This is a genomic window from Chitinimonas lacunae (genome assembly GCF_042650885.1).
In the GTDB taxonomy this organism is placed as follows: domain Bacteria; phylum Pseudomonadota; class Gammaproteobacteria; order Burkholderiales; family Chitinimonadaceae; genus Chitinimonas_A; species Chitinimonas_A lacunae.
In genome coordinates this window covers 4,338,156-4,348,589 of sequence record NZ_JBHSBU010000001.1, presented here as the reverse complement: position 1 = coordinate 4,348,589, position 10,434 = coordinate 4,338,156, and the positions used below count along the sequence as shown (strand labels likewise).

At 64.2% G+C, this 10,434-nt stretch carries 14 protein-coding genes; 1 reads left to right on the top strand and 13 read right to left on the bottom strand.

The features are described from left to right. Positions 1 to 158: 158 nt before the first annotated feature. The 13 genes from ACFOW7_RS18635 to ACFOW7_RS18575 all read right to left on the bottom strand — a co-directional run bounded on the left by ACFOW7_RS18635 (position 159) and on the right by ACFOW7_RS18575 (position 8,918). Positions 159 to 596 carry a DUF1841 family protein gene (locus ACFOW7_RS18635; protein WP_378167201.1) on the bottom strand — a complete coding sequence of 146 codons (438 nt, stop codon included), beginning with the start codon at positions 594 to 596 and terminating at the stop codon, positions 159 to 161. A gap of 22 nt (positions 597 to 618) precedes the next feature. Next, a complete protein-coding gene (locus tag ACFOW7_RS18630) occupies positions 619 to 1,632 on the bottom strand; it encodes an FIST C-terminal domain-containing protein (RefSeq protein ID WP_378167200.1) in 1,014 nt (337 codons plus the stop codon). A gap of 19 nt (positions 1,633 to 1,651) precedes the next feature. Beyond that, entirely contained in the window at positions 1,652 to 2,491 is an 840-nt protein-coding gene (locus tag ACFOW7_RS18625) for a sulfurtransferase (RefSeq protein WP_378167198.1), read from the bottom strand. Continuing rightward, entirely contained in the window at positions 2,488 to 3,099 is a 612-nt protein-coding gene (locus tag ACFOW7_RS18620) for a hypothetical protein (RefSeq protein ID WP_378167196.1), read from the bottom strand. The genes ACFOW7_RS18625 and ACFOW7_RS18620 overlap by 4 nt, the downstream gene beginning before the upstream one ends. Before the next feature lie 10 nt (positions 3,100 to 3,109). Beyond that, positions 3,110 to 3,598, bottom strand: coding sequence for a hypothetical protein (locus tag ACFOW7_RS18615; protein WP_378167194.1), 489 nt, complete (start codon positions 3,596 to 3,598; stop codon positions 3,110 to 3,112). Between the two features lie 16 nt (positions 3,599 to 3,614). Beyond that, positions 3,615 to 4,094: a 2-C-methyl-D-erythritol 2,4-cyclodiphosphate synthase gene (gene ispF / locus ACFOW7_RS18610; RefSeq protein ID WP_378167192.1), complete on the bottom strand. Its 480-nt coding sequence runs from the start codon at positions 4,092 to 4,094 to the stop codon at positions 3,615 to 3,617. Positions 4,095 to 4,101: 7 nt separating this feature from the next. Beyond that, positions 4,102 to 4,788 (bottom strand): 2-C-methyl-D-erythritol 4-phosphate cytidylyltransferase, encoded by a 687-nt coding sequence (gene ispD, locus ACFOW7_RS18605; RefSeq protein ID WP_378167190.1) that lies wholly within the window; start codon positions 4,786 to 4,788, stop codon positions 4,102 to 4,104. Next, positions 4,785 to 5,519 (bottom strand): DNA polymerase III subunit epsilon, encoded by a 735-nt coding sequence (gene dnaQ / locus ACFOW7_RS18600; protein WP_378167188.1) that lies wholly within the window; start codon positions 5,517 to 5,519, stop codon positions 4,785 to 4,787. The genes ispD and dnaQ overlap by 4 nt, the downstream gene beginning before the upstream one ends. Before the next feature lie 231 nt (positions 5,520 to 5,750). Beyond that, positions 5,751 to 6,515, bottom strand: coding sequence for a tRNA(His) guanylyltransferase Thg1 family protein (locus ACFOW7_RS18595; protein ID WP_378167185.1), 765 nt, complete (start codon positions 6,513 to 6,515; stop codon positions 5,751 to 5,753). Beyond that, positions 6,505 to 7,167: an AAA family ATPase gene (locus ACFOW7_RS18590; protein WP_378167183.1), complete on the bottom strand. Its 663-nt coding sequence runs from the start codon at positions 7,165 to 7,167 to the stop codon at positions 6,505 to 6,507. Before ACFOW7_RS18590 ends, ACFOW7_RS18595 begins: the two co-directional genes overlap by 11 nt. A 5-nt stretch (positions 7,168 to 7,172) precedes the next feature. Continuing rightward, positions 7,173 to 7,607 (bottom strand): ribonuclease HI, encoded by a 435-nt coding sequence (rnhA, locus tag ACFOW7_RS18585; RefSeq protein WP_378167181.1) that lies wholly within the window; start codon positions 7,605 to 7,607, stop codon positions 7,173 to 7,175. Beyond that, complete coding sequence (locus tag ACFOW7_RS18580) at positions 7,604 to 8,155, bottom strand: GNAT family N-acetyltransferase (RefSeq protein WP_378167179.1); 552 nt, start codon at positions 8,153 to 8,155, stop codon at positions 7,604 to 7,606. Before ACFOW7_RS18580 ends, rnhA begins: the two co-directional genes overlap by 4 nt. Positions 8,156 to 8,312: 157 nt before the next feature. After that, positions 8,313 to 8,918, bottom strand: coding sequence for an NUDIX hydrolase (locus tag ACFOW7_RS18575; RefSeq protein WP_378167177.1), 606 nt, complete (start codon positions 8,916 to 8,918; stop codon positions 8,313 to 8,315). A 325-nt stretch (positions 8,919 to 9,243) separates the two neighbouring features. On the opposite strand from ACFOW7_RS18575, the gene ACFOW7_RS18570 reads away from it, so the two are divergent. Next, positions 9,244 to 10,383 carry an ABC transporter substrate-binding protein gene (locus tag ACFOW7_RS18570; RefSeq protein ID WP_378167175.1) on the top strand — a complete coding sequence of 380 codons (1,140 nt, stop codon included), beginning with the start codon at positions 9,244 to 9,246 and terminating at the stop codon, positions 10,381 to 10,383. Positions 10,384 to 10,434 lie beyond the last annotated feature (51 nt).

Below are 10,434 nucleotides of genomic sequence, written 5' to 3'. Positions count from 1 at the left end.
AAGAGGGAAAGGTGTGTCTGGACATATATTTTCCTTTTTGTCTATATATGGCCATCTATCTTGCGAATGTTTTGCAAGATATTTGTATTCTGCTTCTTACCCTGGCCTGGTTTCCTCCCCCGTCAACCAAGGTGGAGCATATGGCGCGCCTGCTGGCTTCAGTCGGCCAGGCCAGCCTTGCCGCGCAGGCAGTCGAGATAACGGCCGCTGTCGAAAGGCAGCCGGTTGCGCTGCGACTGCCAGATCATCTCGGCCAGACAATCCATGGTTTCATGCTGGGCGGCATGCTCATCGCCCAGCCGCTGACACAGCGTCTCATAGAGCGCACGAACGCCATGCGGGTGGTCGATCGACAGTTGCTCCTCGATGGCCAGATGCATGGACAGATGTAAAAAAGGGTTGGTCTCGCCCAATTCGGGCGGATAGTCGCGCTCGGCGTAGCGCTCGCGGTCTTCGAGTATCGAATGGTATTCGGGGTGGCGGGCAATCACGCTGAAGACCAGCTTTTCCAGATCGGTCAGCGGATGACCGGCCTGATGCTTGGCCCAGGTATCGAACAGAAAATTGCGCGCTTGGTCGCGAGAGGGGGTGAACATCGTCGGCGAAACGGAAAGATTCTCAAGCGAATAAGGATACCACTACGCTATGGTGCAGCAGTCGGTTCTCACCGCCGACCGGCGCAATCTGACCGTTGCCGTAAAAACCCACCAAAGGCAGTCCAGGCCGCGCCTGGCGGATCGCCCGCCAGTCGCCTTCGATACCGCCGTGGAACGCCGCCCCGCGGCTGCCGCAGGAAAACAGCAGACCGAAACTCGCTGGGCCGTCTTGCAGTGCCGTTTCCAGCTCGACCCGGGCCGCTTCGGCCGAACGGCGCATCCACACGACCCGGCCGCCCGTCCGCAGATGGGCTGCCACCGTCACCGCACCGCCCTCGTCGATACCGACCAGCGGCCAACAATGCACGATGCGGCCATGTTCATCGAGACCGGCCAGGGCGAGTTCGTGCAGCGCGAGGGTCGTGGCCACCCGACGCAGCGTGGTGGCGGCAGGCTGGCCCGACAGTCGCAGCAGATCAAAGCCGTCGAGTTCGTCGATACGCAGCGGCTCGCCCAGCGGCAGCATGCCGCGCGAGACATGAATGGCAGGCGGCGGGCCGCTCAGCGCCTGTTCGCAGCGGCCATCGGGTCGCAACTGGCCCTGCTGCCAGACCTTATAGGGACCAAGACCTGTCGCATCGCCGGCAATACCGCCATAGCGCGGCACGCCGGCCGCCAGCCAGGCCAGATCGAGGGTATTGGGCGCAGCGAGAGTCAGGACCGCCTGATCGGCCCCAGGACGGACAAAGCCGCGTTCGCCGCCCAGCACCAGGGCGGCGGCCGACGGGGCATCGAGTATCCAGTCTTCTTCGGTCAGGATGCCCAGCGCGGTGCAGCCGGTCAGCGCCAGCGTCTGAGCGGCGCGGGCGGCAGCGACCAGCGCCGGACGCGGGTCATCGGCGAAATCGGCCGACAGGAACAGCAGCACGGCCTGGGCCCGGTCAAGGCCGGCGCGCGACAGGGCGCGTTCAACCGCCTCGGCCGCCAGCCGGGGCGTGGCCACCGCACCACTGGCAATGCCCGAGGCGACACTCATCGCCGTACCACCGCGCAACTCAGGCCGCGCCCGTGGCAACCGGCCGGGCCGGGTCGCTGCACCATTCGCTCCAGGAGCCGGGGTAGAGCCGGGCGCCGCTCAGGCCGGCGATCTCCAGCGCCAGCAGATTATGGCAGGCCGTCACGCCCGAGCCGCATTGCTGCACCGTGCGCTCGACCGGCCAGCCAGCGAACAGGGCCAGCCATTCCTGGCGCAGTTGCGCTGCCGATTTGAACCGGCCACCCGGTTCGAGATTGTGTTGGAAGAAGCGATTGCGCGCGCCCGGGATATGGCCGCCGACCGGGTCCAGCGTTTCGTCCTGGCCGGCAAAGCGGGTCGGACTGCGGGCGTCGACCACCAGATGGCGCTCCTGGTCAAGTCCCGCGAGCAGTTCCTCGGCACTGACGATCCAGTCCCGTTGCGGATGCGCGGTAAATGAGCCGGGCCTCGGGTCCGGCAGCTCGGTGTTGGTGGGCAAGCCGGCTTCGAGCCACGCTTGCCAGCCGCCGTCGAGCACCTGGACCTGATCATGGCCAAGCCAGCGCAGCAGCCACCACAGCCGGGCAGCGAAGATGCCGCCGCTGGCGTCGTAGCCGACCACCCGCCGCCCCGCCGTGATGCCGATGGCACCGAACCGTTGGGCCAGCACAGCCGGCTCGGGCAGCGGGTGGCGACCGTTGCGGCCGGTCTTGGGACCGGACAGGTCCTGATCGAGATGGAGGAAGAAAGCCCCGGGCAGATGGCCGGCAGCGTAGGCGAGACGGCCGGCTTCGGGATCGGCGAGTTCGTGGCGGCAGTCCACCACCACGATCTCGCCCTGGTGCGCCGCCAGGTCAGCGGCTGTGATCAATGGGTTCATTGGCTCGGTTGGCCGCGCAGCAGCGGCGTCAGGTCTTCGGTGAAGTGTTCTTCTTCCGCTACCGGCTTCGGTGCTGCCTTGCGGACTGGCTTGGGCTTGGGCTTGGCCTCGGCCGATGCAGCCGGCGTCTCGGCCGTTGGCGCAGGCGTCGTGAGCTGAGGTGCCACTGGTGACGGGGCCGTCGGCGGCGTGGCCGCACGTGGGGTGGCGGGTGCCGGACGTGGGGCCAGGACATCGGGTGGCGGAGCCAGCGTGCCCACCGGGGCCTTGCCGGGCGGAGTGCTGAGGGTCGGTTCGGCGCTGGGCCGGGTGAACCAGTAGGCCAGCACCGCCACCGCGATCAGGGCAAACAGGGCACCGGCCGCAAACCAGGGCCAGCTTGCCCGGCTTGGTGGCGGCAGCGGCTCAGCCTTGGCAGCAGGCTTCGCCCGATAAGGACGGGGACTGACTTCGAGCTTGTCGTCGCGGAACGAGGCCATCACCTCGTCGATCTTGTGCGGCAGATTGTTGCGCATCGCTTCCCAGTTTTCCCGGGTCATGGTGTCCGGCGAGCGGAACCGCGACTCGGTATTGGGCGAGGACGGATGGGCGATTTTCGCAGTAGCCATGGCGATCAGATCAGCGTTGATATTGAACCGTCAGTTGCAATGGATTATTCGGACCGATACGGTTGTCGAGCACCACCGAATTACGACCACCGCTGGCCAGTGCCGCCTGTTTGATCCAACCCGAAATCAATTGCTGCTGTGAGCGGCTGCGCACGCTAATCACCAGCTTCATCGGCTTTTCACCGCGCGCTGCCAGCGCTGCCATCGCTTCGATAGCCCCTTGGTAGTTCCCCAAGGGATCACTCAGACCCAGCACCAGGGAATCGAGACTGAGGGTCCGATTGCCGTCGGCATCCTGGGTTTCGCGTTGGTTCAAGACGGGCTGCCAACCGTTATAACGCCAACTGGCCTCCAATGAGGCTGCTGACTGATAGTCGGCAGTCCGGACTTCCTTGGGCGGCGGTTTTACCGGCGCAGGCGGCGGCGGTGGCGTCGTGGCGCAACCGGCAAGCAGTGCTGCCAGCACCAGGGCTCCACCGTAGCGTCGCGTCACACTCATTCCTATCTCTCCCGTTTTAGGCGTTTTCCAGCAGCAGGCAAACCGCCTGCGCTTCGATCGACTCGCCCTGGCCGACCGGACCCAGTTTTTCGTAAGTCTTGGCTTTGATATTGACCCGCTCGGGCGCCAGGCCCAGATCGGCGGCGATATGGGCCGTCATGGCCGGAATATGCGGCGCCATCTTGGGCGCCTGCGCGAGGATGGTGGCGTCGATATTGCCGATCCGGAAACCGGCCTCGCGCACGCGGGCCGCGGCTTCCCGCAACAGCACCCGGCTGTCGGCGCCGGCAAAGCGCGGATCGGTATCGGGGAAGTGACGGCCGATATCGCCCAGACCTGCCGCACCCAACAGGGCATCGGTAATGGCATGCAGCAGGGCATCGGCGTCGGAGTGGCCAAGCAGCCCGCGGGCAAAGGGAATATGCACTCCGCCCAGCACCAGCTCGCGCCCTTCGACCAGACGATGTACGTCCCAACCCTGTCCTATGCGAAACATCGGCGCTTTACTCCGCTTGCATTGTCAATAGTAGTTCGGCCTGGGCCAGATCGGCGGGATATGTGACCTTGATATTGCCCACTGGCCCGACCACCAACCGTGGCGCCAATCCCAGCGCTTCGACGGCCGACGATTCGTCGGTGACGGCAGCACTCGCGCCCGCCGCCAGCGCCCGACTCAGCAAGTCACGGCGGAACATCTGCGGAGTCTGCGCCCGCCACAGATCGTCACGTGGCACGGTGGCCGCCACCCGACCGGCGGCATCAGCGCGCTTGACCGTATCGGCGACCGGCAGGGCGAACAGGCCGCCGACCGGGTCATCCTGCAAGGTCGCCACCAGCCGGTCGATTTCAGCAGGCGTCAGGCATGGACGCGCAGCATCATGCACCAGAATCCAGTCGTCGGCGGCCCCGGACGCTGCCAGAAGACCATTACGCACGGTTTCAGCCCGGCTGGCACCGCCGCAGTACAGCACCCGCAGCTTGGGATGTTCCAGCGCCACCTGGTCGCGAAACCAGGAATCGTCCGGCGACAGCAATAAATATACCAAGTCGATGGAATCGGCAGAAAGCAGGCTTTCCAACGTGATGGCAAGCAGAGGCTTGCCCAATAACGTCAGATATTGCTTAGGAATGTCGCTTCCCATGCGCGAGCCGCTACCTGCGGCTGGAACCAGGGCCAGACGGGCGCTCATGCGGCGCTCTCGTTGGCCGGTTCGAGCTGGCGCCATAGGCAAGTGCCCTTGAGCGCCCGGTCGAGCTGATCGAGGTAGGCCACGTGTTCGGCTAATTCCTCGGTGCTTGGCGCGATCACCCGGAGTGAGCCTTGGTGACGCCGGCCATGGGCCCCCGGGCCACCCGCCTCGTCCTCGTCGCTCAGGCCAAGGTCGATGGCCAGACTGTCCTGGCCCCGGGTCATCGCCAGATAGACTTCGGACAGCAGCTCACAGTCGATCAGGGCGCCGTGCAGCACCCGGTTGGAGCGGTCGATCTCGTAGCGGTCGCACAGGGCGTCGAGGTTGTTGCGCTTGCCGGGGAACAGCTCCTTGGCTTCGGCCAGGGTGTCGATAATTCCTGCCACATAGTCGTGGATGGTGCCACGGCCGAGCCGGCGCAATTCGGCATTGAGAAAGCCCACATCGAAGGGGGCGTTGTGGATGATCAGCTCAGCGCCACGGATGAATTCGAGAAATTCATCGACGATGTCGGCGAACACCGGATAGGCCGACAGGAATTCGGTGGTCAGGCCGTGGATGCGCAGGGCGCCTTCCTCGCTGTCGCGTTCCGGATTGATATAGCGGTGAAAATGATTTTCGGGCGGTGACAGCTTGCGGCTGATCATCTCCACGGCGGCGATTTCGAGAATGCGGTTGCCGTCTTCGACGCGCAGACCGGTGGTTTCGGTATCGAGAATGATTTGGCGCATGACGGTCGGTTTCGGTCAGTGGAGCGGGAAAACCCGGCCGGGCGACAGCCCCGCCGCCGGCTCCCCGGTCGGACCGCGGCATTCTATCCGAGTTCGGCCGCACGCGGCTTTCCGATCAGCAGGTGATCGTTACCCTACCATGCCAGTCACCCAGCAGAAAGTATTTCATTTTTCTTCCTGGACGCTCCCTATCTGGCAGTCTTCTTACAGAAAACTTTCCATCAAGCAAAATTACCCGCCGTCGGCCGCGATGGTCGCCAACAGACGGCCATAGTCCTCGCCCCGAGGCAGCCGCTTCTCGACCCGCAGACGACGGCGCGATCCCTGACGCGATTCACCGCTGCGCGGATCGACCCCGCCATGGGGCTCGTCATGCCAGTAGAAGGCCCAGCCACGCTTTTGCCAGTCGGGCAGCTCGTTGAAATTGATGCCGTGGGCAAACAGCAGCTCATGCTTGGCCTCGAGCGCCATACTGGCAAGCCGCGCTGCGGTGAGGGCCGGCGACAGGCCCTGCGCGCGGCACAGCCAGTAGCAGTGAGCATTGCGCGTGTTGCGCGCTGCGTCTTCCTGGCGCCAGCGGAAATAATCGACCACTTGGCTCACCCCGGGCAGCAGGCTCAGACGAGCATCGAACACTGCCATATCGCCCAGCAACAGACTGAAACGGGCACTGGCCTCGGCCGCCAACAGACTCAACAGCTTGGGTTCGGAGCGGGCAAAAGCGTCCTCGTCGCGATGGAGCAGCAAGGAAATCTCATCGCTCTGGCTATAGCCATACAGGCAGCGGAAGCCGCACTGCATCAGATGTCGCACCGTCTCGACCATCATGTCGTGAAAACGTACATCGAACGGCCGCTCGAAATCGTGCCGCTCCTTGGTCAGCCGGGTAAAACCGCGCCCGTCGAGCCGGACCACGATATGCATATCGGGCTGTACCTGCCGGTCAGCCGCGGCTTCAAACGCCCGCATCCGGGCATCGAGTTGATCAAATCGCATTGTCGGCTCTCGGGGGCTGAATATCCGCCGCTTCGTGGGAGGCTGCCACTGAGCTTTCTCCCTCGGCTCGTGCTGCCGTGCTCTCCACGGCAGCGGATGCGCTGATGGGGACGGAAAGTGTTTGCGCCTGCCCCGGCGGCGCGCCAATGGCGCCGGGCAATAGCGAACAGTCGTGCAGAGAAGGCGGCCAAGCGGCTGACCCGGGCAGCGAGTCCGAAGAATACGGCTGCATCACAAAGCCCTCCCCTCTCAGCTCGACGGCCCAGATACGGGCAAACCCCTCGGCCAGGCTGGGCGGCTCCAGGCGCTTCATTCCACTCAGGATGGCGACCGGGGGCACACAGGCCCGGCCTTCGCGCTGGGCGTTGCGGGCGAGGCAGCCGTCCACATCGGGCAGAAAGTAATAGGCTTCCACCTCGAAATGCGCCGCCAGCAGGGCCGGCAGATAACGGGCGCGTTCGCTGCGGGTGAGGTGGGTATTGTCGAGCACCAGCGGCTGCTTGGCCCGGATCATCGCCTCGAACAGGATGGCCTCGCGATGGCGGGTGCGCAGCATATCGAGATTGAGCCGCAGATGGGTATCGACAAAACGTTGGCGGAACAAGGTGGACTTGCCGCAGCCGGGCAAGCCGATAAACAGGGCGGCGCGCATCGTGGCTAGCCCAAGGCGACACCCTTGTTGGCCAGCGCATCGGCGCGCTCGTTGCCGGCGTGGCCGGCATGGCCCTTGACCCATTGCCACTCGATCTGATGGCGTTCCACGGCGCTGTCGAGCCGCTGCCACAGATCGACATTCTTGACCGGCTTCTTGTCGGCGGTGCGCCAGCCGTTGCGTTTCCAGCCGTGGATCCAGCTCGATATCCCGTTCTGCACATATTGCGAGTCGAGATAGACCCGCACCTGACACGGCCGCTTGAGCGCTTCGAGCGCGGCAATCACGGCCATCAGTTCCATCCGGTTGTTGGTGGTGTCGGCCTCGCCGCCGAACAGTTCCTTTTCCTGGCCCTTGTAGACCAGCAGCGCGCCCCAGCCACCCGGGCCGGGATTGCCTTTGCAAGCGCCATCGGTGTAGACCTCGACCAGATCGCTCATTGTGATGTCCATTGATATCGATAGTGGTATTGATCGCTTGGGCGACCCTTGAAGAAATCGGCATTGGGCCGCAGTGCGGTCTGGACGAAACCGAGCCGTTCGGCCAGTTGACGCGAGGCGCGGTTACGGCTGTCCAGCGTCAGCTCGACCTGATGGGCGGCGAAGCATCGATGCAGGTGATCGAGCACCGCGCAACAGGCTTCGGTGGCAAAGCCACGACGCTGATGCGCCACAAAGATGAAATAGCCCAGCCGCGCCCGGCCGTCGTTTGCGACCCCGGCCTCGATCAGGCCGACGCAGTCCTGACTGTCCTGTTCACGCACCACCCAGTTGAGCCACCACTCGTCGTCGGTCGGCGAGCGACGGCTTTCCAGCCCGGCATAGCGTTCCGCCAGCTCGGTCACGGAACCGGGTGGATGTTGTGGCAGAAAATCGTATAGGGCGGGCTCGGCAAAACCGCCAAACAACAGGACCGCATGAGCACGCCGCAACGGTTCAAGCCGCAGCCGTGGCGAAAGCAGCACGGCTTCAGCGGCGGCGTGGCTCACCAGTCTGCGCCCGCTCGCGGAAGGCGCGGCGAGGCGGCAACGGAAAAAGCGTTCCGCCGCAGGAGGGTTTGGGGGAAATTTTTTCTATTTCTAGTAAACATCGCTATGGATCTAGTAGATGTTTTACAGAAATATTTAATAAGGCTGAACCTACCGCTCACTCGGTGCTTTCTTCGCGCACGGTGCGCAGAAACATCATCAGCATACCGGCCGTGGCACCCCAGATCAGGCGGCCTTGCCAGTCGAGTGCATGGCTGACAACCCGACGGCCGGGCAGATCGACGCCGTGTTCGCGGTAGTTGGCACGCTCGAGCACAAAGGACAGCGGCACTTCGAACGCCTCGGCCACCTCGTCAGGTGCCAGGTTCAGCGTGAACGACGGCGCCACCAGCCCGACCACCGGGGTGATGCGAAAGCGCGAAATGGTGACGTAGGGGGACAGGCGACCGACGGGAATAATATGTTCGGCGGCGATGCCGACTTCTTCCCAGGTTTCGCGCAGCGCGGCCTGTTCGGGGGTTTCTTCGAATTCGATCCGACCGCCCGGAAAGCTGATCTGGCCAGCGTGGTGGCTCAGGCGGTCATTGCGTCTGGTCAGCAGCAGCGTGGGAGCACCGGGGCGCAATACGATGGGGAGCAATACTGCCGCAGGAGAGGTCTCGCCTTCGGTGGACAAGTCGCCGCCGCCAGGCTGGCGGTGGCTGTCGAGTCGGCGCGCGAGCCAGTCGCGTGCCTCGCTGGAGTCGCTGGGCAGGATCAACATCCCCGTATTGTAGCCGCCCCGCTCAGGCCAGCACAGCGTGGCAAGCGCGCCACGCTGCCAAGGCAACTGACCAGATTATTGTACTGTTGTATTCTTATCAAGACGGATCAGCGGGAATCGCCCTGCCGGTCCGACCGGCCTATACTCGTCGCCGGCCCGCTGTTTGCGGGCCGTTGTGCGCCTGGGCGCCCAATCATGTCCCGCTGGTTTGGTAAAACCGGCTAAACATCTAAACATAATAAGAGTCCCCCCGATCGCTATCCTGGTCGACCGTAGTCGCGACCCCGGGCGGAGGCTCGAAGCAGGCATCGAAGGAGCCTATATCATGCCCAAGTTTCCCACCGCCCTCCGCTCGCTGATCCTGGCCGGCACCGCAGTCGCCTCGCTGGCGGCACCGGCGCTGGAAGACATCCGCGTCGGTCAGATCGTGCCCTCTTCCTACCCGACGATGGCCGATGACGCCCGGGTTGCCCGGGGTACGCTGCGTGCCTGCATCGACTCGATCAATGCGCGCGGCGGCATCAACGGCCACAAGCTGGTCCATGTGGTGCGCGACGATGCCTTCGACGGCAATAAGCACGCCGCAGCAGCGCGTGAGCTGATTGAGAAGGACAAGGTGGTGGCCCTGCTGGGCGCCGCCGGCATTGTCGGCCCGCTGACCCTGATCCGCCAGAACGTGCTCAACGACGCCAAGGTGCCGCTGATCGGCCCGATCATTGGTGCCGAGCAACTGCGTAACCCGGTCAATCCCTATGTGTTCCACACCCGGGCCAGCTGGACCGACGAAATCCGCAAGATCATCGAGCAGATCAAATCGCTGGGCGGCCAGCGCGTGGCGATCCTGTACCAGAACGATGCCGACGGCAAAGCCGGGCTGTTCGTGGTCAAGCAACTGGCCCGGCGCAATGAGCTGGAGATCGTCGCCGAAGCCGGCTACGACCCGCGCACCAATGATGTCAGCGAGGCGGCCCGCAAGATCATCGATGCCTCTCCGCACGCAGTCTTCCTGGGCGGCCTCGAGGAAGCCGGCGGCAAGCTGGTCAAGGCGCTGCGTGCCGCGGGCAGTCCGGCCCAGATGTATGCCGTGTCGGTGGTCGACGCCAAGCGGCTGTACGAGATTGCCGGCTCCGCCGCCCGCGGTACCGGCATCGCCCAGACCATGCCCTACCCCTATTCGGCCCGCAGCCCGCTGGTCAAGGACTACCAGGCCACGGTCAAGAAATTCGCTCCCGAGCTGCCTTTCAACTATCTGGGCATGGAAACCTACCTGAACTGCCGGGTCCTGGCCGAAGGTCTGAAGCGGGCCGGTCCCCAGCCAACCGGCGAGAAGCTGATGCAGGCGCTCGAAACCATGCAGGATTTCGATCTGGGCGGCTTCAAGCTCAATTTCTCGCCTGACAACCGTGCCGGCTCGCGCTATGTGGAAATCACCGTGATGGATGGCGAAGGTCGCCTGATGCGCTGAGTCCACTCCAGCTGCCATGCATTTTTTGCATGGCAAAAAAATATAGAGGCA

Excerpts from the sequence above, each read along its gene's own strand:
- ACFOW7_RS18615 (WP_378167194.1), bottom strand. The coding sequence starts at position 3,598 with ATGAGTGTGACGCGACGCTACGGTGGAGCCCTGGTGCTGGCAGCACTG.
- ACFOW7_RS18625 (WP_378167198.1), bottom strand. The coding sequence starts at position 2,491 with ATGAACCCATTGATCACAGCCGCTGACCTGGCGGCGCACCAGGGCGAG.
- ACFOW7_RS18570 (WP_378167175.1), top strand. The coding sequence starts at position 9,244 with ATGCCCAAGTTTCCCACCGCCCTCCGCTCGCTGATCCTGGCCGGCACC.
- ACFOW7_RS18630 (WP_378167200.1), bottom strand. The coding sequence starts at position 1,632 with ATGAGTGTCGCCTCGGGCATTGCCAGTGGTGCGGTGGCCACGCCCCGG.
- ACFOW7_RS18620 (WP_378167196.1), bottom strand. The coding sequence starts at position 3,099 with ATGGCTACTGCGAAAATCGCCCATCCGTCCTCGCCCAATACCGAGTCG.
- ACFOW7_RS18590 (WP_378167183.1), bottom strand. The coding sequence starts at position 7,167 with ATGCGCGCCGCCCTGTTTATCGGCTTGCCCGGCTGCGGCAAGTCCACC.
- ispF (WP_378167192.1), bottom strand. The coding sequence starts at position 4,094 with ATGTTTCGCATAGGACAGGGTTGGGACGTACATCGTCTGGTCGAAGGG.
- ispD (WP_378167190.1), bottom strand. The coding sequence starts at position 4,788 with ATGAGCGCCCGTCTGGCCCTGGTTCCAGCCGCAGGTAGCGGCTCGCGC.
- ACFOW7_RS18635 (WP_378167201.1), bottom strand. The coding sequence starts at position 596 with ATGTTCACCCCCTCTCGCGACCAAGCGCGCAATTTTCTGTTCGATACC.
- dnaQ (WP_378167188.1), bottom strand. The coding sequence starts at position 5,519 with ATGCGCCAAATCATTCTCGATACCGAAACCACCGGTCTGCGCGTCGAA.
- ACFOW7_RS18575 (WP_378167177.1), bottom strand. The coding sequence starts at position 8,918 with ATGTTGATCCTGCCCAGCGACTCCAGCGAGGCACGCGACTGGCTCGCG.
- rnhA (WP_378167181.1), bottom strand. The coding sequence starts at position 7,607 with ATGAGCGATCTGGTCGAGGTCTACACCGATGGCGCTTGCAAAGGCAAT.
- ACFOW7_RS18595 (WP_378167185.1), bottom strand. The coding sequence starts at position 6,515 with ATGCGATTTGATCAACTCGATGCCCGGATGCGGGCGTTTGAAGCCGCG.